This is a genomic window from Nitrososphaerales archaeon (assembly GCA_032906765.1).
In the GTDB taxonomy this organism is placed as follows: domain Archaea; phylum Thermoproteota; class Nitrososphaeria; order Nitrososphaerales; family Gagatemarchaeaceae; genus DASPPF01.
The window spans coordinates 55,661-80,682 of the sequence record JAJTZB010000002.1 but is presented as its reverse complement, the minus strand read 5'-3'; the positions used below and the strand labels follow the sequence as shown (position 1 = coordinate 80,682).

Sequence of the window (25,022 nt, the reverse complement as noted above, 5' to 3'; positions counted from 1 at the left end):
GTACGAGGTCAGGCTCAGCCTGGACGACCCCATTCATGACTCGTCCGAGCTCCCCACACCGTAGTCCCAAAGCTCAATAACGCACATCGGTACCCGCGAGAACGTGTGGCCGGCGATAAGGAAGCAGTTCGACAGGCAAATCGTCCGAGCAGACATAGTCAAGAAGATGATAGAGTGTGGGATGCGAGTCTCTGAGGGGGGCGACACGAAGATCTACGTTGGGGACGTAGAAGTGGACTACTCGGCCGTGGCAAATGCGCTCGATGTTGACAGAAGAGTGGTCAAGCAGACTGTGGAGCAGATTAAGAAGAACGCCTTCCTGTACTCGATTTTCTCCAAGACAACCCCGCTCGGCTCGAGCGTGGTCAACGCTGTCTCCGCCCTCGGCTACACTGCTATCATTATCGAGGCCGACCCGCGCTCGCCTGGGGTGATGTCAGCGGTCACAGCAGTGCTGTCAAACCATGGGCTTGTTGTGAGACAGGCGCTAGCCGACGACCCGGACATGGTGCCCGACGCGAAGATGACGCTCGTGGTCGAGGGACACTTGCCCGGAGAGGCGATGGAGGAGCTCAACCAGCTCAAGAACGTCAAGAGCATAAAGATTCTGAAGTAGCTTGGCAAAGCGAAGGTACGACGCAGCCGTCATGCACGACTTCTTTGTCGACAGGCTCGTGCATACTCGCGACCTGCCGAGGTTGTTCGAACTGGCTTGGAGGAAGTGGAAGCGTGGAGGAGGCAGCATCCACGACATTGCAGAAGAAGACGTCAGCGGAGGGAACGCCGTGAACCTGGCCCACGCACTTGGGACGCTCGGTGCGAAGGTCCTCATTGTGACTCACAGCGACGAGGAGCATCGCCCGCAACTGCAGAAGGCGTTCAGGGGTCTGAAAGTCGAAGCGAGGGTCAAACCACTGCCCGCGGGGCTCACCGTCTCGTTCGAAGAGAGGGTCAACGTTATGGTCAGCTACTCGGGAGGGGCGGCCAAGTTCTCTCCTGCGCTGTTGACCGAGGGCGACTGGCGGGCCCTGCGGTCGTCCAGAATCGTCTGCTCCGCGAACTGGGCAGCGAACGACCAAGGCACAGAACTGCTCGTCGCGCTCAGGGAGAACCTCGGAGAGCGGGCGACTGTGCATCTTGGGACAGCAGACGTGACGGACAGGGAGGCGAGGTACAGGAAGCTCGTCGACCTAATGAAGAGGAAACGGCTCGCCGACTGGCTGAGTGTCAACGAGTTTGAGGCAGGCGCCACAGCCAGGGCTCTCGGGCTGAGCCCGGGAACCACCAAAAAGATGTGCGGGATGATATCGAGAGAGCTCGGGATCATGGTGGACTTGCACACTGAGTACTCTTCCTACACTAGCACCGACGGGAGCGTTGTCGAGCGGAAGACCCACCACGTGAGACCTAGGAGGTTGACTGGAGCTGGCGATGTCTGGGACGCAGCTTCAATCTTTGCAAACCTCCGCGGGATGGACGACGGGGACAGGCTGGAGTTCGCCAACACCGCGGCCAGGCTCTACGTCCAGGCCGAGCCGCTAAGGCCCCCCACCCTGAAAGAGGTCCGCGACGCGCTCGGCTGACTACTTCTCGAGCATCCGAGAGAAGGTCCACGCAACAGTGTTCAGTATCTCGTTCAGCCTCGCCTTCTCCCTGTAGTTCTCGATGATCAGCTTGCTGATGGCGCCGTCTGCCTCTTCCACGTCGAACCTCAGCTCCTGTCCCTTGCCAAGCTTCCGCGCGGAGACAAGTTCCTCGTCCTTGGTCTTCATCCCCTGAAGAATCTTCCCGAGAAGGAACGTCTTGAAGGGCGGCGTCCCCTGACGTAGATTCATCCCCTCCTTCGGCTCGATCGTCACACTGTCAACGGTTACGGAAGCTGTTGCCACCACTTGGCCGCCCTTGTCCCTTTTGAGTTCGCGTATCTCAGGAATCTCCCTGGCCTCCTCAATCATCTCGATGGCGGGACGGAATGTCGAGGCACGGAGCGTCGTGTCGACGTAGCCCAGAGTCTCCTCCAACCGCTCCATCTCCTCCTGGAGCTCAGCAATCCTGTTCTCGAGCCAGAGCTTCAGCTCTGCCGCCTTCTTCACGCCGTCGTCTGTAGCAGCCATGAGGGCACGGTCCCCGACACTCGCTAAAAGCTTTCGTCGGACTGAACGCGCCTCCCTCGGACCAGGCTGAAACTATTAAGCCCCAACTTGCGACTGGCGCGGGTTGCTCAGCGTCAGGAGGAGGACGTACCTCGTCGCTGGTGCGTCTCTCTTCGCAGCAATCTACTCGGTCCTCGGGCTGATCCCCGTCTCGCCGTATGTGGGTGTGAGCAGTTTCCTGACGTTCAGGGAGATTCTCAGCCCGCTAGCCGGGATGCTCTTCGGGCCAGTCGTCGGAGGCTTTTCAATGATACTCGGTGGGTTCATCGACTTCGGCCTTGGGAAACCGGTCATCTTCGACTTCCTGGACTTCGTGCCGGACCTCGCGGCCGCCGTCACAGCAGGCCTCTGCTTCACCGGGAGAAGAAAGGCGGCTGTTGCGCTCCCGGTCCTCCTTATGGCAGTCTATTCAGTCGACCCTCTCTCAGCGCCGTTTGTCAGTGTGGTCGGAGTCGAGGTGCCGTTCGTCTGGATGCACGCAGCGTCTGTCTTGGTTCTCTCAGTCGCTCTTCTGCTGCAGAGGAACGGGAAGATTGGGAAGCTCGGCCTACCCTTCGTTGCCGCCACTGTCTTCGCGTCTACGATGTGCGGGCACGTGGCCGGTAGCCTGCTCTACGAGAACATCCTGGTCAGGGTGAACCACGCAATCAGCCCACAGGTGGTGCAGGCTGCTTGGCCGTTCATCTTCTACGTCTACCCGGCCGAAAGAATCCTCTTCACTGTTTTGGGAACGGCGGTGTCGGTACCAGTTCTGAGGTCGCTGTCGCGGGCGAGGAGGGCTCAGCCTACAGTTGCTTAGCGATTCCCCGTGCGAGACAAAGAAGCGCCGATTGGTGCGCCCCTAACTTCCTTTGTTGGGCCGGTATGACTTCCATCTGGATTCCAGTTTGGGGTCGGCGAGCGTGGCTATCACGTAGTCGCCAAATTCACGAGCGGTGGCACCGTCAGGCCTCCCCGTCATCTTCAACCTGCTTTCGTACTGCGAACAGACGTCCAGTGCCCAGCTGAGTCTTCGACTCTTCTCCATCCATCCTATGTGCTCCAGCATCATGGCGGCCGCTCTGAGGAGGCTCAGTGGGTCGGCATACGGACCTCTGCCTTCGGTAATCATCCTCGGGGCTGAGCCGTGTATCGCTTCGAACATGGCGTATCTTGCCCCGATGTTGGCCGACCCGGCCGTCCCGACCCCCCCTTGTATCTCTGCGGCCTCGTCGGTGACAATGTCTCCGTAGAGGTTCGGAAGAACGACCACCTCGAATTCTCCCCTCCTCTTCTCGTCGATTAGTTTGGCCGTGAACGCGTCGATATACCAGGCGTCCCACGAAATCTCAGGAAAGTCCTTGGCCACCCGCCGTGCGGTTTCCAGAAAGAGTCCGTCGGTCGTCTTGATTACGTTCGCCTTTGTGACAACAGTGACCCTTCTCCTCCTCGTCTTCCTCGCGAATTCGAAGGAAAGACGGATGATTCTTTCTGCGCCAGGCCTCGTGATGACCTTGAAATCGACGGCAAGGTCTGGCGTCACCATCAGCCCCTTGCTGCCTAGCATATACTCTCCCTCGGTGTTCTCCCTGAAGAAGACCCAGTCGATGCCCTTCTCGGTGACCCGGACCGGTCGCACGTTGGCGAACAGGTCGAAGGCCCGCCTGAGAAAGATGTTCGCGCTCTCTATGTTGGGCATCCCGCTGCCCTCCTCGGGGGTCGTAGTGGGGCCCTTCAGCAGGACATGACACTTCCGCAGTTCAGTCAGGACGTCGTCAGGCACGGCCTTCATCTGTCTGATTCTGTTCTCTATCGTTAGGCCGCTAACCTCCCTGAGCTCGATCCGGCCGGAAGCGAGTTCATCCTTCAGCAGATTCTGCAGGACCCTCGTCGTCTCCTGTGCGATGATGGGGCCTATCCCGTCCCCGCCAATGACTCCGACTACAACCTTGCTGAGTTTGGAGTAGTCCAGCCATTCAACTTGCTCTTTGAGTTTCTTGACCCTTTCAACCTGCTCATGCAACAGCTTGCTGAAATGGCTCACTGCATCATCGTAGGAGGTCTCCTGAGAGCCCATGTCATTTCGAGCGCCCTGTAAGGACATTAAAGGATACCCCCATCAGCGGAAAGAACCGGTTCATCCAGATATCCTGAAACCTCTCAGGTTCCTGACCTTCACCGGCTCGACTGCTACCGAGTCCACCCTTGCCTTCGGTGGCCCTAGTCTCGCCCATTCCACCACCTTGTTGACAGAATCCTGCTCTCCCTCGAGGATTGCCTCCACCGACCCGTCGGTCATGTTCGTGACCCAGCCGTTGACCCCGGAAAGCTTGGCGACTTCGGCCATCGAGGCCCTGAAGAAGACGCCGTGGACGAGGCCACTAATCCTAACCTTGACCGCGACCTTCGACTGTCTCACCCCGGCACGAATATGTTGATGATTCCCTGCCTTATGAAGGAGACTGCGAGTGCAGCGATGAGGAGCGCCGTTATCCTCGTAAGCGCTCTGCTGCCGTTGTCTCCGAGGATCTTTAGGATCCACTCGCTTCTTGAGAGTATGAAATACGCGAGAACTATGTTGAGCGTGATGACGAGGAAGACTAGCAGCGGCCCGTAGGGTGGGTTGGCGAGTATGATCACAGTGGAGATCGCCCCCGGTCCAGCCAAGAGTGGCGTGGCAAGCGGAAACGCCGCTATTTCGGCCACGTTGGCGCTCCTCGGCTCACCGTCCTCCCTGCCTCTGAGGTGGTCGAAGGCAACAGCGAAGAGGACTACGCCTCCAGCTATGCGGAAGTCGTTGATGGTTATTCCGAGCGCCTGAAAGATTAACCATCCCACATAGGCGAAGACGTAGAGGATTATCGCAGCGAAGATGACCGACTGTCTCACTATCTGCCTCCTCTGGCCGGAGGTTTGGTTAGTTAGAGCGAAGAAGATGGGCACGGTGCCAATCGGGTCTAGGATAGCGAAGAGGAGGACGACCGACTGTGCGAACAGTACGATGTCGAAGGCAAAGAAGGATGAGATGAGGGACATTCCTTCCCGCCTGCACGTTGGCGACAAAGGGATAAATACGCTCCGAGCACCAAAACTCCTGTGGCCCAGGCGCAGGTTGACAACGCAGAGCTGCAAGAGAAGCTTTCAAAGATAATCGACCCAGAGCTCGGCAGGCCCATAACCGAGATGAAGCTGATTGACAGGCTGGGCGTCAACGGCGGGTCGGTCGAGATTGATTTTCACCTGACCACCCCGTTCTGCCCTCCAGTTTTCGCTCTGAAGATAGCAAGCGACATCAAATCAGCCGCCCTTACGACTAAGGGGGTCACTGAGGCGAAGGTCACGCTGAGGGGACACTATCTTGCCGAAGCGGTGAACAAGCAGGTAAACAAACCGCCTCAGCCCGTCGGCTGATTTAGGGAGAACCACATGGGCGGGAGCGTCGAGAGGGTCAGGCTCCACCTGGAATCCTTGGGCATCGACGTAGAGTTCAGGGAATTGAGCATGAGCACCAAGAGCTCTGCATTGGCAGCTCAGGCGTTGGGGTGCACAGTCGCAGAGATTGCGAAGAGCGTAGTATTCAAGGGCAGAGGAACGGTCGTAGTCGTCATTTCTGGAGACAGAAGAGTTGACGCAGTGAAACTCTCGCAACTAAAGGGCGGTGATGTTGCTGTGGCCACGCCGGACGAAGTCAGGGAGGAGACAGGCTACCCGATTGGCGGAGTTCCTCCTTTCCCACACCGAAAGGAGATCACGGTGCTCGCAGACTCGTCCCTACTCAGGTTCGAGTGGGTGTGGACTGCGGGAGGGGCGCCAAACGCGGTCTTCCGGATACGGACAGAAGACCTCCTGAAGGCTGTGGGTGGGACCTCTGTGGCGGTTGCGGCAGTTCCCGAACACATATAGAACCTGTAGTCTCTCTATAGAGGTATGGATGCAAGGAAGGTGCTGGAAATGGGGGGAGGGACTCTACTCATCTCTCTGCCGAAGGCGTGGGCGAGGAAGAACGGCGTCGTAAAGGGTTCCACCGTAGCGGTGGACGAGCTCTCCGGCCGCAAGCTGATTGTCAGGCCGATCGAAGACGTAGCTGAGAAACCGAAGGAAGTGGACGTGGAGTATCCCAAGGAAGACCTGACGCTCGTGGCAAATGACATCACCGGAGCCTACCTCCTCGGCTACGACGTAATTCGCGTTTTGGGGAAGAAGGTGATAGCTAGGGAGGACAGGGACAGGCTCAAGTCGACGATCAGCAGGCTCATCGGCCTTGAGATAATGGGCGAGGATTCGAGACAGATTACAATTCAGTTCCTCCTCGAACCTTCTGCCATAGACCCTGAAAAGATTGTAAGGAGGATGTCGAACATTCTGGAAGGGATGATCAAGGACACGGCCGAAGGCCTGTCGGATGCCGACGGCAGGCTCCTCTCGCTTGTCGGGGAGCGCGACGACGAGGTCGACAGGCTCTACTTTCTGCTAGTCAGGACAATAAGGACCGCAATAATACACCAGGAGGTGGCTGAGAGGTACAGGCTGGCCCCTGTGGACGTCCTTGATTTCAGAGTGCTTGCGAGCTTCCTGGAGAGCGCGGGCGACGCGATGGCAGAACTCTCCAAGAAGCTGCACGCAATCAAGCCGACGAAGCAACTCGCCAGGAAGTTCTCGAACTGCATTCTGAAGCTGCGGGAGATGGAAGGACTCTCGATCCAGTCGTTCCTTACCAGGGGCGGCACACGCGCGAGAGGAGCATACACCAGGGTCAGCGAGCTGTCGAGGGGCGTAAGCGCTGACCTCCTGGAGATAGCACGGACGGCGGGAGCTAATAGCCCGGCCTTCGTGGAGTCGCTCGGCGCAGTCGACAGGGTCAACAAGCTACTTGTGGATATCTCAGACCTGGCCGTCCCCACCAGGATTCTTCAGGGAGAGCCTGCGGGCGACAGATGAGGGCCGCGGTTACGGGAACAGAACCTCGCCTGTCTCCGCGTCCCTCATTTTGATTGCCTGATACGGGCAGGACTCCGCAGCTCGCGAAAGCGTTTCGCTGTTCACTTCGCCTTCGCCGACCTCCTTCATCCCCAGCGGTTCTGCATGCTTTCGCCAATGACCTTGTTGCGTCGTGTCATAGGAGAAGACAGACGGAGCTTCGGAGACGCAACTCATTGCGCCCAGACACTTGTCCTGGTCGATGGATAGAATGAGCCTGCGGCCATCTGAGGTCAACACCTCCTGCTCCCCCCTGCGCTGCAGTCCCTCAAGGGTAGCCGCTGAAAGCCTGATTATGACGTCCGAGAAGTCTTCTCCTTCACGCTTCGCTCGGGACAGCCTCTGGAAAGCCTTGCCGCTGACCCTGATCTCCCTCTCTTCGCCGCTCATGAGACTGCTGCATCCGAGCGCACACTTAAGCGGATTGGCGATTCTCACGCATGAAAACCGCCCTCAGCGCAGGCGGACGGGGCTTCCACGCAAGGCGCGCGGAGTCAGTCCCAAATCCTTAATTACGGAATGCTCGTAACTCGAATGTGCCGAAGTATCTTTTCGTGACCGGAGGCGTGATGTCGGGCCTCGGGAAAGGAATCACGACTGCGTCCGTGGCGAAGCTCCTCCAACTCTCTGGATGCACAGTCAGCTGCCTCAAGATAGACCCGTACCTGAACTTCGACGCTGGAACAATGAACCCGGTCATCCACGGCGAGGTGTTCGTGACGGACGACGGGGGGGAGACGGACATGGACCTGGGGACATACGAGAGGTTCCTTAACCGCGACCTCACGAAGGAGAACAACATCACCACGGGCCAGGTCTACAAGAAGGTGATTGAGGATGAAAGGAAGGGGAGGTTCCTGGGCAAGTCGGTCCAGATAATCCCACACGTGACTGACGAGATTAAGAGAAGGATAAGGCAGGTCGCGAAGGATTCGGCTGCAGAGGTCCTTGTGGTAGAGTGCGGAGGGACTGTAGGGGACATCGAGAGCCTCCCCTTCCTGGAGGCGTTCAGGCAGATGAGGATGGAGGAGGGGCTGGGCAAGACTCTCTTCATGCATGTCAGCCTTGCGCCGGAACTCGCAGTGGTCGGGGAGATGAAGACCAAGCCAACACAGCACAGCGTACAGGAGATGAGGCGGATAGGGCTGCAACCGGACATCATCGTGGTCAGGGGGACGAGAAGGCTGCCCGAAGAAGCCAAGGCGAAGATGTCTCTCTTCACGAGCGTACCAGTCGAGAGCGTCATCTCGAACCCTGACGTGGACTCGATCTACCAAGTCCCAAGGGTGCTGCAGAGGGAGGGCCTGCTCAACCCTGTCATGAAACAGCTGCATTTGAAGTCAAGGCTGAAGATGGGCGAATGGAACCGCGTGGCCGAGAGGTTCACAGACGCCCGCGGAGAGGTCAGGATAGCCCTGGTCGGGAAGTACGCCTCCCTCGCGGACAGCTACGTCAGCGTGAACCAGGCGCTGATGCAGGCGGCTGCAGCGAATAGAGTCAGGGCGCGGATCTCGTGGATAGAGTCGGAGGAGATAGAGGCGGACCAGGACAGGCTTAGGCTCCTCGATTCTTACGACGGAGTGATAGTCCCCCAGGGATTCGGAAGCAGGGGAAGCGAGGGAAAGATAGCGGCCGCAAATTACGCTAGGATCACCGGGCTGCCATACCTGGGTCTATGCTTCGGGTTCCAACTCGCCAGCATCTCGTTCGCAAGGCATGTCCTCGGGCTGAAAGGGGCGAACAGCGTAGAGATTGACCCCAGCACCCCGCACCCGGTCATCGACCTCTTACCGGAGCAGCGGAGTGTCACGGAAATGGGCGGGACTATGAGGCTCGGCGGACATGACGTCTTCGTCAAGAGGCCGAGCCGCGCTTTCGAGATATACGGACGGACCAAGATCAGGGAGAGGCACAGGCACAGGTTCGAGCTCAACCAGAAGTACCTGCCCATGCTTGAGAAGAAGGGCCTAAAGTACACGGCATTCAGCGACGGCGGCAGGAGGGCAGAGATCCTGGAGCTGGAGGGGCACCCCTTCTACATGGGTACGCAGTTCCATCCAGAGTACATCAGCAGGCCGGAGAGGCCCGAGCCGATCTACGTCGCCTTCGTGGCCGCGTGTACAAAACGGGCCCATAAGACTGGACAAGAGAAGGAAGAGGTTAGGAGCCTAGCGCGCTGAGTAGAGCTCTGCCGCTTTGACCGCCATGCGCGCAACCTCTACGGCGTCACGGCCGAACATGTAGACGTCGGGTTCCGTTCCCCTTCCACCAGAATCCACGACTGCATCAAAGGGCTTCCTGTCCTTGAGAAAGACTGAAGCGAGCGCCCCGACGGTCGGGTCCTCCCGCCCGGAAGGCGAGTAGCCACCGATCTGGAAGCACTTCAGGCCCATCCTCTTCAGCACCCTTGCCATCTTCTCGTCATATCTCAGGTTTATCGCAGCTCGGACCTCCTTTCTCCTCTGCCTTACGAGCAGAAGCATGCGGGCCATGTGCCCTGATGCGCCGAACTCGGGTTGCAGAAGCGCCTTGGCGGAATTCCGTACCTTCACTATCCTGCCCGGGACTGCGACGACGTCACTCGTCGTTGCCGAGTCGCCAGCGAGGTAAGCAATATTCACTGAGACCTCGGGCATCACGGAGACGAATCCCGGCGTAGACTCCACTATCCTGACCGCCTCTGCCACGTGCGCGAGGGCGCCAGACCTGTCATCGTGCCTCTGGCCGTACTCCTTGATGCAGACATCACACTCGGAAAGGGAAGGGTACAGCTTCCTGTGGGCGTCGCAGACAAGGCCCCTGCCGAGCAGGCTTGTCCACAACGAGCTCAGTGTGTCGACGCCGTAGACAGGGCTACGCTTTACGTCCTCTGCGAGGAGAGCCGCGTACCTTTCCGCATCCTCGCTCGTGAGCGAGAGGGAAGCAAGCGAGGCGTGTGCCTTTGACGGAGACGATGAGAGGTATAGGCTGACTGAGGCCTGGGTGATTCCGATCATCGAAGATATCCTGTTCTGCGAGTAGCCCTGGGAACGAAGTACGCGCGAGACAAGCAGCCTCATGGCGGGGAGGAAGGTCCCCACCATCAGCTCGTCGGGTGGGTGCATCATATAAGTCAGTTATTGAGTCATTTATAAGAATGTTGACGAATGGGAACGCCATGGCGAGTGCGCAACCCCAGAAGGTCGGGAGAAACCGAGTTGCCATTATCGCAGAGATGTCCGTAATGATTGCTCTTGCAGCAGTATTGAACACGGTAAAGGTCCTCACTTTGCCTGAAGGCGGCTCCGTGACCTTGGGGGCGATGGTGCCACTCCTGCTCTTTGCCTTGAGAAGGGGGACGAAGGCCGGGGTCGTTGCGGGGATGATATTCGGAGTGATTGACTTGTACTTCGAGCCCTTCGTCTACAACCCAATCCAGTTCCTCCTCGATTACCCGCTCGCCTTCGGAGCTCTTGGATTGGCAGGCAACTTTAGGGCAAGACCTCTGCTCGCCGTCGCTGCCGGCATCGCGGGACGATTCACCTGCCACTTCCTTTCTGGCCTCATCTTCTTCGCGAGCTTCGCTCCTGCAGGAGAGAGCCCAGCGGTGTACTCGGCGCTCTACAACGGGAGCTACCTATTACCAGAGTTCGTGATAAGCGCAGTTGTCATCTTGGTTCTGGCAAACAGGGGAGCTCTGAAGGCAGGAATCCACTCTATGGCGAGTTAGGTGGAGTGCGCCACGCGTCGAAGAGGAGGAGGACTGGGCAAGGTGAGTCCTTCGTTCCTTGAGAAGGTCATCCTGAGGAACCTGGGTGCGGTCTCGGCGCGGGTCCTACTCGGGCCGGGGAGAGGCCTCGACAATGCGGTAATTTCCATCGGGAAGACGAGAAGGATGATTCTTACTTCGGACCCAGTCTCTATAATCCCATCGCTGGGAATGGAGACGTCTGCTTGGCTCAGCGTCCACCTGGTCGCATCTGATTACGCTACATCCGGCCTCAGGCCTCAATTCGCCACATTCACCTTCAACCTTCCTGGAGAGCTGAAGAATGAGGATGCCGCAGTCTATCTGAGGGCTATCGGAAAGGAGTGCCGTAAGCTACGGATGTCGATAGTGGCGGGGCACACCGGAACCTACCCAGGAGGCGCGTTCACTGTCGTGGGCGGGGGGACGATGTTCGGGTTCTGCAGGGAGGGCGATTACGTGGACCCTTCCATGGCACGCACAGGAGACGCCATACTGATGACCAAGGGGGCTGCAATAGAAGCGACCGCATATCTCGCCCTCTCATTCCCGAAGTATATCGAGAGGAAAGTGGGTAGTGCAATTGCGGGCAGGGCGAAGGCCCTCGTCCGCAGATGTTCGACTGTCGCCGACGCCCTCACTGCGAGTTCCATCGGGTTGGGGAGGGACGGCGTGACATCGATGCACGATGCAACCGAGGGCGGAGTCCTCGGCGGGCTGGACGAGATGATGTCGGCTTGCGGTAAGGCGGCTGTCATCGAGAGGGAGATGATACACGTCCCAGAAGAGTGCGAGGCGGTCTGCGGTGCGTTCGGAATCGACCCGCTAAACGCGTTGAGCGAAGGGACGCTCTTGATCACGTGCAATCCATCAAGGGCGGACGACCTGTTGAAGGCGATGAGGAGGGAAGGAATCGCCACTTACGGGATTGGTCACGTGACGGACGGGAATGGGTTATGGGTCTCCGAACACGGAGGATCTGCGAGGAGGACAAAACCCAGAGGCGACGGCTACTGGAAAGCCTACCGAAAGTCTGTGGAGTCGGAACTGGAGTAGGTCACACCCTCTCTCCCCTGAGCATCCTGAAGAGCATCTCCCTGAAGAGCCCTTGCGAAGCTGCGTAGACAACGCTCGCGTTTGCCTTTCTGCCCAAGACGTTCAGTTCGTCGACTATGGTCGCCCCCCTCGTGAGTTCGCCCGTCATCTCAACGTCCACGAACTTCCTCCTCACATCAGTTGCCACTTTCGAGTTCAGTACGATTGACATGGTCATGCTGTCCGGGCAGCTGGTCGCGTCGATCCCTCTCTCGCGCTTCATGAACCTCCTCACCTGCCTGTTCACTGCAACGAAGAAGGTCGACTCCCTCGTGGCCATCCCCTCAATCTCCGCGTATTCACGAGGGCCAATGAGGCCGTGGCGCATACAGATCTCCCAGCCGACCATCGTCGTCGGCAACCCAGAGTGCAAGACCACCTTCGCAGCTTCTGGGTCGACCCAGATGTTGAACTCTGCTGCAGGGGTGACATTGCCCAGGTACTGGTTAGTGCCGCCCATGAAGTAGAATGCCTTCACCTTCTTGACTATTGAAGGGTCCTTCCGAATCGCGAGTGCAAGGTTTGTCATGGGCGCTATCTCGACGAGCGTTATCTCGCCGGGATTGGAGTTGATTGTGTCGACTATCCCGTCCGCGGCGTACGTCCGCTCGGGCCTCTGCTTCGCCCTCGGAAACTGCGAGTTGCCCATGCCGTCCCTGCCGTGGATATTCTCGACCGTGCGCCAGTCCCTCACGAGCGGGTGCCTCGCGCCCGGGTAGACGGGAACCTTGCCCGACATCCCGGCGACCTGAACCGTGTAGAGAGCGTTCTCGACCTCCTGGTCGAAGTCGACATTGCCGCAGTTGATTGTTATGCCCTCCAGTCTGGCATTCGTGGCCTTCAACGCCATCATGATGGCTATCGTGTCGTCGCCCGCCGTGTCTGTGTCGAGGAGTATCCTGAGCACAGTAGCGACGGGATGACGCCTCGTAATAAGCAGAGTAGGGGCCGTGCGTTCATTTCAAATAAGCGCCCAAGCCGAATGTGGTCGGAGGTGCCAGGCAGCGTCATCAACAGAGACGGCGGCGAGGGCCCTGAAGTCCCTGAAGGACGAGGAGTGGAGGACCCTCTTCGCACTCGAGAAGGCGTCGCTTGGACACGGGGCGCCTGAAGACGGGAAGGTTGGAAGGCTTGCCAGGCTCCCGGTGGATAGGGTAACATTCGCATTCGACCAGCTCGGCAAGAAGGGGTTTGTCGTGCGCAGAGGCGGGACCCACGCCCTGACTACTCGGGCAGTGGAGGCCATGGCTCTGAGGGAGTACGTGAGCAAGGACCTGATCTCAGCGCTTGGGGCGGTGATAGCGAAGGGGAAGGAGTCGGACGTCTACGAGGTCTTCAACGACGAGGGGGAACTCTACGCCCTCAAGTTCTTCAAGCTCGGGAGGACGAGCTTCACGCGTGTAAGAAAGAAGAGGTTCCTAGACAAGTCGGAGATGAAGACTTGGATGACTGTCAATTACGAGGCGGCCAAGAGGGAGTTCACAGCCCTGAAGAAGCTCCAGGGCCTGTCGCCGTCTTTCCCGAGGGCAATAGCGTGGCACAGGAGCACAGTCCTGCTTGAAGAGCTGTCTGGGGTAAGGCTCTCCGGGCGGCCCGAGCTCGTCGATGCTCGGACGGGCCTGTTCTCAATACTCGAGGCTGCGAGAACAGCCTTCAAGGAAGCAGGCCTGGTCAACGGAGACCTGAGCGAGTACAACATACTCACCGACGGCAGCAGATTCTGGCTGATAGACTGGCCGCAGGCGGTGGACCGCACGCACCCCAACGCCCTCGAGCTTCTGGCCCACGACGTCCTCACAGTGGTCAGGTTCTTTTGGAAAGCATACAATGTCGAGCTCTCTGGGGCAGTGGCGCTCGCGTATGTTTCAGGTGGCAGAGACTCGCTAGAATAGGACCACTTTCTTCTGTAGGATGAGCTTGGTCACTCGCCTGATGTCTCTGAGAGACTCGTCCAGTATCGACACAACGTCCCCTCTCACACCCGACAGCGTCGCACCCTTGTCGAGTACGAGGGCAGCGCTGGCTATCAACGGCTCGTCGATCGGTGCGCCGATGCGGCTCAGCACGCGTACGTAGCATTCCTTCACCGCAGGTACCTCGTCAACAATCCGCTCCGCAGCCAGAATCGCAAGCGCGTTGTAGAGCTTCCCAGTGTGGTTGACGGGGTTCTTGCCCGCCGTCGCCTCCATTGAGTATTGTCTCATGGGCGAGATTAGGCCGTTCACCCTGTTGCCCCTGCCTGTGTTGCCATCGTCGCCCTGTTCGGCCGATGTGCCGGTGACGGTCAGGTAGTAGCTGCCCCTCTTGAGGTCGTCAGCTGCGTTGAGCTTGACCGTCACGTCGAGCGGCGATTTCGCGGTCCGCCTTTCTATCTCCTCGGTGACATCATGGACGACGCTGGCGTAATGGCTTGCGTCAGGTATCTTGCCGCACGCCATTGCAGCAGCCACGGTGATGTTCAGCTTCTTCCCCCTCCTCATTGACATCACCTTCACGTCCTCTCCCACCTCAGGATATTTCTTCTTGAACGACTTGGAGTTCAGGAGCGTCTCGATGCCGAGCGTCTCGCGCTCCGTGGGCGTGAGTGGAGCGTATCCCACACCGATGGAGGTGTCGTTGGATCTCGGCATCCCCTTCCTCATGAAGACGGAGATGAGGTCGGGCGAGCCTTGCTTGATCATGGTATCCACCCTGACGTGTTTCACTGGGTCGAGGAAGCGCATCGTCTCCCTGATGAAGCCCCTGATCGATTGAACCGCAATCTTCTCGACCGGAACCTTGACGTTCCTTCCCTTGAAAGGGACAAGCTCCGTGGCTCTCCCGGCGACCATCAGGTAGATTGGCTTGATTACGCGGCCACCTCCGAATTTCGCCTCGGCCTTCCCTCCAACCAATATCCCCTTGTCTACGTTGTGGTGCAGAATGGCCCCGAACTTCTCTATGTAGTACTCGCTCAGGCCCTGAGAGACCGCCTCTGCTGCCCCGTCGATGAGGCTGTCCGGGTGGCCTTTCCCCTTCCTCTCTACTATCTCCACCTCGAAATCTTGGACCCCGTAGCCTTTGATCTGCTCTACGTGAAGAGAGCGTCGCAAGACTGGAGGGTCCTCCCTAGAGTCTGTCCTCTATCCTGATGTAGAGGACGTTGTTCCCCCTGATGACGACCTTTCCGTAGTTCGCCTTCTTCGAACCGTTCTCCGACTCCTCAGCGTCGACGAGAATGACGTTCATGTACGGGTCGACGTTGGACATCTTCCCCTTGTACTCGAGTTCACTTTTCAGCCTGACGGAGACTTGCTTGTTGGTGGCCTTCTGAAGTACGTTGAGAGGTCTCTTTGCCTGCGGTGGTGGGGAACTCACTTCGTAACTTTCTCGCGGGCTTTCTCTCACAGTTAAAAGGATATGGGTGTTTGTAATAAAACAATAGCAAAGGAATAGTGACTCGATTGGATGAGAAGGTGACAGGTGAGGAAATTGCGGCCAGGCTCGCGTCGTTTCGCACGTTCGGCTCTGGCTCGAACTCCGTCGATACCCTGCTGGGAGGCGGGTACAAGGCAGGGAAGCTGGTGGAGGTCTTTGGCAAGAGCAACACAGGGAAGACTCAGCTGGCGATGCAGGCTGCGCTAGTCGCTGCAAGGAGCGGAGAGCGCGCTCTCTTCATCGACACGGAGGGGACCTTCAGGCCAGAGCGCATCGAGAGGATGGCTGGAGCAAGGGGATGGGAGACCCGGGGTCTGCTCCGCCGAATCGTCTACGTGAGGGTCACGACTGCAGCCCAACAGATGGACATCGTGCGGGCCATCAGGGGAAAGGCCGCGACGTCTGATTGTAGAATGGTTGTGGTGGATACGCTCACGAGGAACTTCACTCTCGACTACCCGGGGGGCTCGAATCTGATCAAGAGGCAAGGCGCGTTGGACGTCCACCTGAGCGACATGGCGCGCGACGCCGTGCTGCACGGGAGGGCCTACCTGCTCACCAACAGGGTCACCTTTGCCCAGGCAGGCGGCGACATCAGAATAGGAGGCAGCACCCTGGAACAGTTGGTTCACACCTCCCTTCATCTGACCAGGGAAGGAGATGCGGTAAGGGCCTCGAGAACGGACAAGCCCCGGGAAAGGGTGACCTGTAGGCTCACCGACAGCGGATTCGAATGATTGGCTCTGGTGCGTCTTAGGGAGATAGCGTGGTCAGACTTGGGATTGGATAGAATAAGATGGAAGGCCCTCATCAAGCAGGCCATTTCAAAAACCTAAGTAATGCTACGCGCGTCCCAGATAATCGAGAGATTGGCTGAATCAAGGGTTTCAGTCCTGATCATTGGGGTGCTAGGGTCGTTGCTTCTGGCTTTTGCGGGCTTACTTGTTGGCGCTTGGCTTTCCCAATTCTTCCCACGACCCACACCGTTTTTGCTTATCCTCATTCCGCTGGCCATAAACATTGGCCTCGGGTTGTTGCTCATAAGGAAAGGAGGGAGAGCAGAGACGGGGAAGATCATACTATTTGGTGGGACTATCGCTTCGCTTGCCTTACCATTCATTCTCCTGTAATCACCACACGTATCTCCAGAGATGCACCACCTAATCTCCCAAACGGCCTATCTCCCTAAGACGCACCAGAACCGAATGATTGGAGGCTTAAATATCGTAGGGGTCTCCAGTCGGCGAACTGAGAATTGAAAGAAAAGATGGCTTCTGTCCTCGAGTCCCTCATAGCCTCCGACATGGAAGGAGCCAAGAAACAGGTAGAGAGCCTGGCTCAGACGGTCAAGTCTGACAGAGACAAGGGGAGCCTCATGGCACTTACCGGGATCCTTGCGAGCATCTCGAAAGGGAAGGAGGGGACGATGCAGACCTGGGAGCGCGAGAAGATCGCCAGAGCAGCGACGACGATAAGGAAGAGCCAGATGGCGGACGAGTGGGATATCGGCTACGCTGACGTACTTTCGAACTACGCTAAATTGAACCAGAAAGGAAAGTGAAGAGCAGTATCCAAGTGAAGAGGAAGAGCATTATGTACCCTCCGATGCCCGTGGTGTAGAGCTTCGAGAAGAACTGGCTGTCTATCTTCCTGTACCAGACGTATCGCGCCAAGTAGTAAGTGAGAAGGTAGACGACGATGCCCACGAGTACTCCGTTCGAGGTGCTGTCGAAACGCACAGGCGTCTGGGAGAAGAAGACGTACGCGACGAGCCCAGCAAGGACGCCAGTCCCATTCCTCAGCCAATACAGCTTCCCGAATGACGGCTGAGCCTGTGCCGGTTGTTTCGCCTGTGTTTTGCCTGTCGGCTTACCCGAAGCCATTCGCTTCTCTGGTCTGCCTCTTGCCTCAGTTTATAAGCCTGATTTGAAAAATCTGTCAATCCACGGACGGCAGGTCGGGAGAACAGGGGGCTGGAACGGCACTTCGAGGGTGTGACCGCATGCCGGCCGAAAGTCGCTCAAGCGATGCGACTCTAGCCCGATTGGTTGGGCTAGTCTGGAAAACGTATACTTACTTGGAGGACGATGACGCGCGCAGGGGTCGCGATGACGGAGCTCTCTGGGCTTGAGGTCATGATACTTGCCCGCGAAATAGGGTCAAAGCTCAGCGGAACCTATGTCGCAGGCGTCTACTCTGTCGGCGGCAACCAAGTCCTGCGGTTCAGGCATCCTGGGGGCGCAGATGAGTGGCTTGTCGTCTCACCTCGCCATGGAGTCTGGGTCTCCCAGAAGGTTGCAGAAAGGGCAGTCACGACCGATTTCACTTCCAAGCTCAGGGGGGAGGTTGAGAGGGCTCGTTTCGTTGTCGCCGGTCAGGCCGACATTGACAGGGTGTTCGACCTGGAACTTGGCGAAGGGGAGTTTCTGAGACACCTGATTGTCGAGATGATGCCGCCAGGGAACATCGCGGTGACGGAAAGGGACGGGAGGATACGGTTGCTCATGCACGAAGTCAAGTCTGAGAGGAGGAGGCTGGTGAAAGGAGGTTCCTACGCACCACCGCCCCAGACGAGGAAGAGCCCGGCCGAGGTCACAGCGGAAGACGTGGAGGTGATGCTCGGCAAGGAGAAGACTGTCGGCAAAGCGATAGGCAGAAACGTGGCCCTGCCGAGGAAGTACGTGCAGGAGGTCCTCGCGAGACTCGGGCTGGATGAGTCGACGCCTTCGGCGGACCTGAAGGGCAGAGAGAGCGAAGCGGCCTCGAAACTGCGCGGCCTAGTCGAGGAGGCGAGAGAGAGGCCGAGGCTGTCTGTCTTGGGTACGCCCGAGGGCGACGAGATCTTCGTTGTGTCATCCTCAGTCGACACGACCAGCAAGGAGGTGTCATCTCTCTGCGACATCTGCGACGACCTGTTGCTGCCGCTGGTGATGGGTGAAGGCGGGGAGCAGGAGAGCCCTGAGGACGCGAAGCGCAGAGAGGTCGAGGCAACAGTGCAGAAGCTTAGGGCACAGGAGCAGGAGCTGAAACAGATGGCGAAGCAGTTTCGGGACCTGGCTGCGAGAGTCAAGACGGCCTCGTCCCTGGAGGAGGCGCTCGACCTAGTCGAGACGATTCCAAGGGACGGGCGCCGGCAACGGGAAGCTCCCACCTCGAGAGAAGCAGCAGCTTCCGCAGTCTTCGAGAGGGCAAAAGCGTTCGAAAAGAAGGCCATGGACGCAGGCGCGGCGGCAGAGAAGCTCTCGGCCCGGCTGGCGTCGCACAAGCAGGCTACGAAGAGACAGACAAAGGTGCTCGCGAGGAGAAGCAAGGAATGGTACGAGAGGTTCAGATGGTTCTACACGAGCGAGGGGAAGCTTGCGGTGGGCGGAAGGGACGCGCAGTCGAACGCGATGCTGGTGAGGCGCCACCTCGAGGACAGCGACACAGTCTACCATGCCGACCTGTTCGGATCGCCGTTCTTCGTGCTGAAGGCGGGGAGGGGGCAGACAGACGAAGAGATCCTTGAGTTGGCGCAGGCCACAGTGAGCTTCAGCAGTGCGTGGAAGACTGGGCTCGGCGCAGCAGATGCATACTGGGTCTTCAAGGAACAGGTGAGTACCTCGGCACCCAGCGGTGAGTACCTTCCCAAGGGCAGCTTCCTGATCAAAGGCAAGAAGAACTTCGTGGAACACAACCTGGTCCAGGTCGCGGCTGGCCTCGATGGACAGGGTAGGGTCGTCTGTGGGCCGGAAAGCGCAGTGGCTAAGGTCGCACGCTGCTATGTCATCCTCACGCCACACAGGGAGAAGTCTTCTGAGACAGCGAAGAAGGTTGTAAAGGAGCTGGGCCGCCTCTCTGTTTCCAAGCTGGAGCTTTCGGTTGACGAAGCCCTCAGAGTTCTACCTGCCGGTGGGGGGAAGATTCTGAGGAGCAAGGCAGAAGCGATAGGAGGAGACGTCAGGCGGCAATCTGTAATATAGGGATGGGACGGGACTAGAGCAGGTTGGCCGTACCGACAAGGGAAGTTCTGATCCTGAGCCACTCCCCCTACGCCTACGACGTGATGTATCTGGCCTTCTTCGTGAGCGGCATCGTCATGCTCTACGGCCTCCACAGGCACCTGCGGAGCTACGGCATCGGGCTGGGACAGTTCCTGTCGCTCGCGACCAAGGACTTCCGCTCCAAGCTCGGCCGGTTTCTCGAGTTCGGAGTCGGCCAGAGGAAAGTCCTGGAGGATAGGGGTGGAGGCTCGATGCACGGAGCGCTCTTCTTCGGGTTTCTGATGCTCTTCGCGTACACCTCGCTGGTCTTCCTGCAGACCGACATCCTGCCACTCTTCACCCCCTATGTCTTCATGCAAGGGGACACCTACCTGACGCTGGAGTTCCTCGGGGACACACTCGGGTTAGCTTTCATTGTCGGGCTGATGATAGCGATCTACAGGCGGTTCGTCGAGAAGCTGGACAAGCTCGAGACGAGGAGGGACGATTACCTCATCGTCGGGATGCTCGTCTGGATCGGAGTGTCTGGCTTCGTCATAGAGTCATTCAGGTTCATTATCTCACCAGTAGGATGGGCCGGTTTCTCACCAGTGGGAGACGCGTTGTCGAATCTGCTTGCAGCGACGACGCTCCGATTCGACGCGCCTACCTTCTACCAGTTCTTCTGGTGGGCGCACATGCTGTCTGTGATGACACTGATCGCGGTTACGCCCTACACAAAGCTCGTACACGTGTTCACGTCGGGCGCCAACGTGGCTCTTGCCCCGGTGAAATCGATGGGCAGGCTGAGCACTCCGTTCAACCTCCAGCAGATGCTAGCGAGCGGACAGGTCGAGGCACCGCCGAACGTGGAGAGGACCCGGGACTTCGGCCCGCTACAGCTCCTAGCGCTCGACGCATGCACGAACTGCGGGAGGTGCCAGGAGGTCTGCCCTGCCTACGCAAGCGGACGCGACCTCTCGCCAAGAATCGTTGTCCAGGACTTGGGCCGTGACATGATGGTCGGGGGAGACGGCGACGTCTTCGCGAGGGGCGTCATCAGAGAGTCCGAGCTCTGGGCATGCACGATGTGCAACGCATGCGTCTCTGTCTGCCCGGTCTTCATCGACCAGGTTGACTACATCGCGGAATTCAGGAGGACGCTCGTGAGCGAGAACAAGCTAGACGGCAAGAAGAGGATATTCCTCGAGAACATCGCCAGGAGCGGGAACCCGTTCGGGCTCCCTCAGGGGGAGAGACTGAGGTGGCTCACGGAGATGGGAGTCCCGACCTTGAAGGAGAACCCGGGCGCGGAGTACCTGTACTGGGTGGGGTGTCAATCAAGCTACGACCCAAGAGCGAGAAACGTGACGAAGTCGATGGTCAAGATACTGAAGGCGGCGGGCGTTAGCTTCGCGATACTCGGGAACGAGGAGACTTGCACTGGGGAGCCTGTAAGGAGGATGGGCGAGGAAGGGAGGTTCCAGGAGCTGGTGATGGCAAACAGTGACACGTTCAAGAGATACGGAGTGAAGAAAGTCGTAGTGCACTGCGCCCACTGTTTCAACACGTTCAAAAACGAGTACCCCGAGTTCGGCACCAAGATCGAGGTCATTCACCATTCGCAGCTGATCGATCGCCTGGTGAAGGCCGGGAAGCTAAGGCCGGGAGCCTTCGGCGGGAAGGTCACGTTTCACGATCCGTGTAACGTGGGAAGGATCAACGGCGTCTTCGATGAGCCGAGGGGCGCACTCGCGTCGATGGAGGGGCTGGAGCTGACCGAGATGGAAAGGTCGAAGATGAACAGCTTTTGCTGCGGAGGAGGGGGTGCGAACGTGTGGTACGAAGTTCCCGAAAAGAAGAAGGTTGGGGTGATCAGGGCGGAAGAGGCCAGGGCGACTGGCGCAGGAACGCTGGCAGTAGCGTGCCCGTTCTGTATAACGATGTTCGAGGATGCAACGAAGGCGATTGGAGACGAAGCGCTAAAAGTAAAGGACATAGCTGAACTCGTCGCGGAGTCGTTGGAGAAGAGAGAATGAAGTGCGACCTGAAGAAGAAGTTCGCGGACGGGAAGGTCACGCTCGGAACATGGGTGACGATCGGCCACCCAGACGTCCCCGACATGATGGAGGCGCTCGGGTTCGACTGGCTCGTCTTCGACACGGAGCACGCGCCCCTAGGACGGGAGACGCTCGGGAGAATGATCCAAGCGATCGACGGCGAGAGGGTCTGTCCCATTGTCAGGGTCGGCGCGATCGACCAGTACTTGGTGAAGTCAGCGCTCGATATGGGAGCGCACGGGGTCGTCTGTCCCCTCGTCAACTCAGAGAAAGAAGCAAAGGAGGCGGCGAGTTTCGTAAAGTACCCTCCCCTCGGCATAAGGGGAGTGGCACCCCGCAAGGCAGCGGACTACGGCCTCTCGTTCGCTGAGTACGTCAGAAACGCCAACGACATCACAATCCTCGTGGCCCAGATAGAGACGAAGAAGGCTCTTGACCAGCTGGACAGGATACTATCTGTCAAGGAGGTTGACGTTGCTTTCGTCGGACCTTCCGACCTCACTATGTCGCTGGGTCTAGTCGACGACAGGTCAAACCCCAAGGTGATCGACGCCATGAAGCAAGTGGTATGGGGCTGCGAGTCGCGAGGGAAGGTCCCGGGAGTTCTGGCGGCAACGCCCGAGGAGGCCAAGCGAGCGGTCTCCCTCGGCTTCCGCTTCATAGGCCTCGGCTCTGACACTCGGTTCATGATGGGCGGCGCTAGGCCGTTCCTGGACTCTGCGCGCTAGGCGGGAACAGGCTGCGTTGCGACACCGTTCATGATTCTGCTAAGAGCGGCGCGCCCTCAACAGCTTCTGGAGAGCAGGAATCAACTGGTAGAGGTCAGCGACAACACCGTAGTCTGAAGCCTGGAAGATCGGAGCGTCCTTGTCGGTGTTGACCGCGGCGATGATCCTGGAGTCCTTGATGCCTGCGATGTGCTGGAGCTGCCCAGAAATCCCGACCGCGAGGTAGAGGTCCGGACGGACGGAGACACCAGTCAAGCCGATGTGGTGTTCCTCCGGCAGCCAACCAAGGTCTGACGACAGCGGCCTTGAACAGCCTAGGGCACCGCCAAGCAGCTTGGCTAGCTCCTCAACCATTCCAAGGTCTTCCTTCTTCTTCACACCTCTGCCTGCTGACACTATGACCTTGGCGCTCTTCAGGTCGACGGTTCCGACCTGTTTCCTCGTCGTATGCAGCCGCTTGACTTTCGGCACGAGCTCCCCCACGTCCATCTCTTCCACCTTGGCTTCTGACCCCTTGAGCTGCGGGTAGGAACCGACCTTCACAGTTGCAACGCAAGGCATCGGGGTGGACATCCGAGCCACGAGCTTGCCCGAGTACACGCTGCGCTCACCGACGAGGGTTCGGTCCGAGGCTGACAGCTTGAAGGCCTCGCTTATGCAACCTGCGCCGAGTTTCGCCGCCAATCTTGCGGCGACCTCTCGCCCTTGCCTGGTGGCTGCGACGAGTATCACCGACGGGTTCGATGCCTTTGCAGCCCTGGACATCGCCTCTGCTGCAAGCTCGGGAGAGTCGACAGGGGCCGACATGCTCTTGAGAACAAGTTTCTCCCCAGCCGAGGAGACGCCTGCCCTCGTGCGATCCATCTCCAAGGTAACCGCCTGGCCCCCGACTGCGTTTGCGATCTCGTTTGCCACATACGCCAATTCGTTTGCAGCCGAGTCCGACTCGGAATATGCCCAGACTGAGGCGGTCATCTCGGAAGCACTCCCTCGGCAATGAGAGCTTGCAGGAGTTTTTCGGCCGCCTCCTCTGCCGTCCCTTCGATCATGACCCTCTTCCTCTCCATCGCCTGGGCGGTCATCGAGACGACAGCGACATTGCCCCCTGACAGCCCAGCGGGTCCGAGCATGTGGGCCCCCACTTCGGCAATTGGCTTCTTGGAAGCCTGCATTATCTGAATCAGAGTCGGGTACCTCGGCTCGTTGATTTCGCTCACGACGGAGGCGACGAAGGGAAGGCCGCACTCGACAGTTTCCACGCTGTCCTCTAGAGACCTTTCAATCTTGGCGAGACCTGCGCCTATCTCTATCTTTCTCGCGTAGCCCACATAGGGCAGAGAGAGAACCTCGCCGAGCATCGGGGGAACCTGACCCGTGTAGGTGTCTGACGACCCCTCTGAGCACAGGATGACGTCGAAAGTACCCTCATTCCTGATTGCACCTGCCAGGGCCCGCGATGTTCCCAACGAATCGAGTGTCCCGAGCTCTGCGAGAACGTGGACGGCGCGGTCCGCACCCATCGCGAGGGCTTCCTTGATTGTCTTCTTTGCGTCGACGCCCCCCACTGTGAAGACAACGACCTCACCCCCGTGGCTCGACTTGATCCTGATTCCCTCCTCCACCGCGTTCTTGTCGAACGTGCTCATCTTGGTGGCCGCTCCGTCCAAGAGAGGCCTTCCCGACGCGTCTGTCCTCAGTTCCGTCTCGTCGATGGCGTTCTTCACGCAGACAGCGACCTTCAAGGCGTACGGGCCAACTCCCCTGCAGCTATCAGCAGCCTCAGAACCTCCGACGTGCCCTCCCCGATCGTCAGCAGCCTTGCGTCGCGCCAGTGCCTGTGCACATCGTCGGTCGTGTAGCCGTAGCCACCGAAGATCTGGATGGCAGAATCGCACACTCGCGCCGCCATCTCGGTCGAGAAGACCTTCGCCTGGGATGCCTCCGAGGAGTAATCTCCCCCCGCTTCTCGGACGCGGGCGGCGTACACGCAGAGCAGCCTCCCTGCGCTGATGCCTGTTTTCATGTCCGCAATCTTCTCGCGGATGAGTTGGAACTCAGAGATGGCCGAACCGAAGGCCCTGCGCTGCCTGCTGTAGGCGACCGCCTTGTCAAACGCAATCTGAGCCACCCCGACGCACAGTGAGCCCATGACTATCCTGCTGCCGTTAAGCAAAGCCTTTGCATACTCGAATCCTTGCCCCTCCTTCCCCACAAGGCTGTCCTCAGGGATCCTGCAGTCCACGAACCTGACCTCTGAGGTTCTCGAGCTGCGCATTCCGAGCTTCGGGAGGTCGCCGCCGAATTGCAATCCCTCGCTGGTCTTCTCCACCAAGAAGGTGGACGGACCCTTGTCAGTTGTAGCGAATACGAAGTAGACGTCCGCTTCACCTGCGTTGGTGATGAACATCTTCGAGCCGTTGAGCACATACTCGCCTCCCTTCTTCCTGGCCTTGGTATTAATCGCCTTGGCGTCAGAACCGGATGTCGGTTCCGTCAGGCTGAAGGACGCGAGCTTCCTCCCCGAGATGATGTCCGGGAGGTACTTCCTCTTCATGGAGTCGCTCGCGAATCGAAAGACGCCCTCTGCTGCCGTGTTGTGAATCGCAACGCTCATCGCGATACCAGCGTCGGCGGCGCCAACAAGCTCGACTGCAAGACAGTAGATTCCGAATGGAAGGCCGAGACCACCATACTCTCTCGGATAGGGGATCTGGCATATGCCGTTCTCGAAGAGCGCCTTCCTGGCAGGCTGAGCCTCCTCTGTCTTTGCGTCGAACTTGGGCGAGTTCGGGAGTATCTTCCGCTCCAGGAACGTGCCGAGGGATGAGAGAATGTCACGGTAGTCCGCGCGACCAGGATAGTTGAATTCAAGGAGTTGTTTGTGTTCTAGCCGAAATAGCGCCAACGCGTTCGATTGTCTCCCC

Annotated in this window: 28 protein-coding genes; 15 read left to right on the top strand and 13 right to left on the bottom strand. The window is 58.7% G+C overall.

Going from position 1 to position 25,022, the window contains the following annotated elements:
- Positions 1 to 103 precede the first annotated feature (103 nt).
- A complete protein-coding gene (locus tag LYZ69_02740) occupies positions 104 to 616 on the top strand; it encodes a hypothetical protein (protein MDV3277369.1) in 513 nt (170 codons plus the stop codon).
- Between the two features lies 1 nt (position 617).
- Positions 618 to 1,583, top strand: coding sequence for a carbohydrate kinase family protein (locus tag LYZ69_02735; GenBank protein ID MDV3277368.1), 966 nt, complete (start codon positions 618 to 620; stop codon positions 1,581 to 1,583).
- Here LYZ69_02735 and LYZ69_02730 read toward each other — a convergent pair whose 3' ends face one another.
- Positions 1,584 to 2,114 (bottom strand): hypothetical protein, encoded by a 531-nt coding sequence (locus LYZ69_02730; GenBank protein MDV3277367.1) that lies wholly within the window; start codon positions 2,112 to 2,114, stop codon positions 1,584 to 1,586.
- Positions 2,115 to 2,217: 103 nt separating this feature from the next.
- On the opposite strand from LYZ69_02730, the gene LYZ69_02725 reads away from it, so the two are divergent.
- Positions 2,218 to 2,952, top strand: a complete 735-nt coding sequence (locus LYZ69_02725) for a hypothetical protein (protein MDV3277366.1) — start codon at positions 2,218 to 2,220, stop codon at positions 2,950 to 2,952.
- A 42-nt stretch (positions 2,953 to 2,994) separates the two neighbouring features.
- Here LYZ69_02725 and LYZ69_02720 read toward each other — a convergent pair whose 3' ends face one another.
- Genes LYZ69_02720 through LYZ69_02710 form a run of 3 tightly spaced genes read right to left on the bottom strand, consistent with a single transcriptional unit; the run spans position 2,995 to position 5,168 of the window.
- A complete protein-coding gene (locus tag LYZ69_02720) occupies positions 2,995 to 4,209 on the bottom strand; it encodes a hypothetical protein (GenBank protein MDV3277365.1) in 1,215 nt (404 codons plus the stop codon).
- A gap of 60 nt (positions 4,210 to 4,269) precedes the next feature.
- Positions 4,270 to 4,551, bottom strand: a complete 282-nt coding sequence (locus tag LYZ69_02715; GenBank protein ID MDV3277364.1) for an acylphosphatase — start codon at positions 4,549 to 4,551, stop codon at positions 4,270 to 4,272.
- The gene (locus LYZ69_02710) at positions 4,548 to 5,168 is read right to left on the bottom strand and encodes a MarC family protein (GenBank protein ID MDV3277363.1); all 621 of its coding nucleotides are present in this window, start codon (positions 5,166 to 5,168) and stop codon (positions 4,548 to 4,550) included. The genes LYZ69_02715 and LYZ69_02710 overlap by 4 nt, the downstream gene beginning before the upstream one ends.
- A gap of 60 nt (positions 5,169 to 5,228) precedes the next feature.
- Between LYZ69_02710 and LYZ69_02705 the strand changes: the two genes are divergently transcribed.
- Genes LYZ69_02705 through LYZ69_02695 form a run of 3 tightly spaced genes read left to right on the top strand, consistent with a single transcriptional unit; the run spans position 5,229 to position 7,070 of the window.
- Entirely contained in the window at positions 5,229 to 5,543 is a 315-nt protein-coding gene (locus LYZ69_02705) for an iron-sulfur cluster assembly protein (GenBank protein MDV3277362.1), read from the top strand.
- Between the two features lie 15 nt (positions 5,544 to 5,558).
- On the top strand, positions 5,559 to 6,035 hold the full coding sequence (locus LYZ69_02700) for a YbaK/EbsC family protein (protein MDV3277361.1): 477 nt from the start codon (positions 5,559 to 5,561) through the stop codon (positions 6,033 to 6,035).
- A 24-nt stretch (positions 6,036 to 6,059) separates the two neighbouring features.
- A complete protein-coding gene (locus LYZ69_02695) occupies positions 6,060 to 7,070 on the top strand; it encodes a phosphate uptake regulator PhoU (protein ID MDV3277360.1) in 1,011 nt (336 codons plus the stop codon).
- 9 nt (positions 7,071 to 7,079) lie between these two features.
- Here LYZ69_02695 and LYZ69_02690 read toward each other — a convergent pair whose 3' ends face one another.
- Positions 7,080 to 7,499, bottom strand: a complete 420-nt coding sequence (locus LYZ69_02690; protein MDV3277359.1) for a ferredoxin — start codon at positions 7,497 to 7,499, stop codon at positions 7,080 to 7,082.
- Positions 7,500 to 7,645: 146 nt separating this feature from the next.
- Here LYZ69_02690 and LYZ69_02685 point away from each other — a divergent pair, with 146 nt between their 5' ends.
- Complete coding sequence (locus LYZ69_02685) at positions 7,646 to 9,289, top strand: CTP synthase (protein ID MDV3277358.1); 1,644 nt, start codon at positions 7,646 to 7,648, stop codon at positions 9,287 to 9,289.
- Here LYZ69_02685 and LYZ69_02680 read toward each other — a convergent pair.
- Complete coding sequence (locus tag LYZ69_02680) at positions 9,278 to 10,213, bottom strand: hypothetical protein (protein MDV3277357.1); 936 nt, start codon at positions 10,211 to 10,213, stop codon at positions 9,278 to 9,280. The two genes, LYZ69_02685 and LYZ69_02680, sit on opposite strands and share 12 nt — an antisense overlap.
- 53 nt (positions 10,214 to 10,266) lie before the next feature.
- Between LYZ69_02680 and thiT the strand changes: the two genes are divergently transcribed.
- Complete coding sequence (gene thiT / locus LYZ69_02675; protein ID MDV3277356.1) at positions 10,267 to 10,818, top strand: energy-coupled thiamine transporter ThiT; 552 nt, start codon at positions 10,267 to 10,269, stop codon at positions 10,816 to 10,818.
- A 42-nt stretch (positions 10,819 to 10,860) separates the two neighbouring features.
- Positions 10,861 to 11,892, top strand: a complete 1,032-nt coding sequence (locus LYZ69_02670) for an AIR synthase related protein (protein ID MDV3277355.1) — start codon at positions 10,861 to 10,863, stop codon at positions 11,890 to 11,892.
- 1 nt (position 11,893) lies between these two features.
- Here LYZ69_02670 and LYZ69_02665 read toward each other — a convergent pair whose 3' ends face one another.
- Entirely contained in the window at positions 11,894 to 12,838 is a 945-nt protein-coding gene (locus LYZ69_02665) for a nucleoside hydrolase (protein ID MDV3277354.1), read from the bottom strand.
- Positions 12,839 to 12,881: 43 nt separating this feature from the next.
- Between LYZ69_02665 and LYZ69_02660 the strand changes: the two genes are divergently transcribed.
- Positions 12,882 to 13,823 (top strand): hypothetical protein, encoded by a 942-nt coding sequence (locus LYZ69_02660; protein MDV3277353.1) that lies wholly within the window; start codon positions 12,882 to 12,884, stop codon positions 13,821 to 13,823.
- Here the strand turns inward: LYZ69_02660 and LYZ69_02655 are convergent.
- Positions 13,815 to 15,023, bottom strand: coding sequence for a methionine adenosyltransferase (locus LYZ69_02655; protein ID MDV3277352.1), 1,209 nt, complete (start codon positions 15,021 to 15,023; stop codon positions 13,815 to 13,817). The two genes, LYZ69_02660 and LYZ69_02655, sit on opposite strands and share 9 nt — an antisense overlap.
- Positions 15,024 to 15,039: 16 nt before the next feature.
- The gene (locus LYZ69_02650; protein ID MDV3277351.1) at positions 15,040 to 15,288 is read right to left on the bottom strand and encodes a U6 snRNA-associated Sm-like protein LSm6; all 249 of its coding nucleotides are present in this window, start codon (positions 15,286 to 15,288) and stop codon (positions 15,040 to 15,042) included.
- 86 nt (positions 15,289 to 15,374) lie between these two features.
- On the opposite strand from LYZ69_02650, the gene LYZ69_02645 reads away from it, so the two are divergent.
- Both LYZ69_02645 and LYZ69_02640 read left to right on the top strand, forming a co-directional pair.
- Positions 15,375 to 16,085 carry an AAA family ATPase gene (locus LYZ69_02645; GenBank protein ID MDV3277350.1) on the top strand — a complete coding sequence of 237 codons (711 nt, stop codon included), beginning with the start codon at positions 15,375 to 15,377 and terminating at the stop codon, positions 16,083 to 16,085.
- A 518-nt stretch (positions 16,086 to 16,603) separates the two neighbouring features.
- Entirely contained in the window at positions 16,604 to 16,909 is a 306-nt protein-coding gene (locus LYZ69_02640) for a hypothetical protein (protein ID MDV3277349.1), read from the top strand.
- Here LYZ69_02640 and LYZ69_02635 read toward each other — a convergent pair.
- Positions 16,884 to 17,231, bottom strand: a complete 348-nt coding sequence (locus LYZ69_02635) for a hypothetical protein (protein ID MDV3277348.1) — start codon at positions 17,229 to 17,231, stop codon at positions 16,884 to 16,886. The genes LYZ69_02640 and LYZ69_02635 overlap by 26 nt on opposite strands.
- A gap of 204 nt (positions 17,232 to 17,435) precedes the next feature.
- Here LYZ69_02635 and LYZ69_02630 point away from each other — a divergent pair, with 204 nt between their 5' ends.
- From LYZ69_02630 to LYZ69_02620, 3 genes are read left to right on the top strand one after another with little or no spacing between them, the layout of a single operon-like run.
- Positions 17,436 to 19,310, top strand: a complete 1,875-nt coding sequence (locus LYZ69_02630) for an NFACT family protein (protein MDV3277347.1) — start codon at positions 17,436 to 17,438, stop codon at positions 19,308 to 19,310.
- 23 nt (positions 19,311 to 19,333) lie between these two features.
- Positions 19,334 to 21,349 (top strand): respiratory nitrate reductase subunit gamma, encoded by a 2,016-nt coding sequence (locus tag LYZ69_02625; protein ID MDV3277346.1) that lies wholly within the window; start codon positions 19,334 to 19,336, stop codon positions 21,347 to 21,349.
- On the top strand, positions 21,346 to 22,098 hold the full coding sequence (locus LYZ69_02620; GenBank protein MDV3277345.1) for an aldolase/citrate lyase family protein: 753 nt from the start codon (positions 21,346 to 21,348) through the stop codon (positions 22,096 to 22,098). The genes LYZ69_02625 and LYZ69_02620 overlap by 4 nt, the downstream gene beginning before the upstream one ends.
- A 39-nt stretch (positions 22,099 to 22,137) precedes the next feature.
- Here LYZ69_02620 and LYZ69_02615 read toward each other — a convergent pair whose 3' ends face one another.
- Genes LYZ69_02615 through LYZ69_02605 form a run of 3 tightly spaced genes read right to left on the bottom strand, consistent with a single transcriptional unit; the run spans position 22,138 to position 25,003 of the window.
- Positions 22,138 to 23,073: an electron transfer flavoprotein subunit alpha/FixB family protein gene (locus tag LYZ69_02615; protein ID MDV3277344.1), complete on the bottom strand. Its 936-nt coding sequence runs from the start codon at positions 23,071 to 23,073 to the stop codon at positions 22,138 to 22,140.
- Positions 23,070 to 23,840 (bottom strand): electron transfer flavoprotein subunit beta/FixA family protein, encoded by a 771-nt coding sequence (locus LYZ69_02610; protein MDV3277343.1) that lies wholly within the window; start codon positions 23,838 to 23,840, stop codon positions 23,070 to 23,072. Before LYZ69_02610 ends, LYZ69_02615 begins: the two co-directional genes overlap by 4 nt.
- Positions 23,837 to 25,003, bottom strand: a complete 1,167-nt coding sequence (locus LYZ69_02605; GenBank protein MDV3277342.1) for an acyl-CoA dehydrogenase family protein — start codon at positions 25,001 to 25,003, stop codon at positions 23,837 to 23,839. Before LYZ69_02605 ends, LYZ69_02610 begins: the two co-directional genes overlap by 4 nt.
- Positions 25,004 to 25,022: the final 19 nt, after the last annotated feature.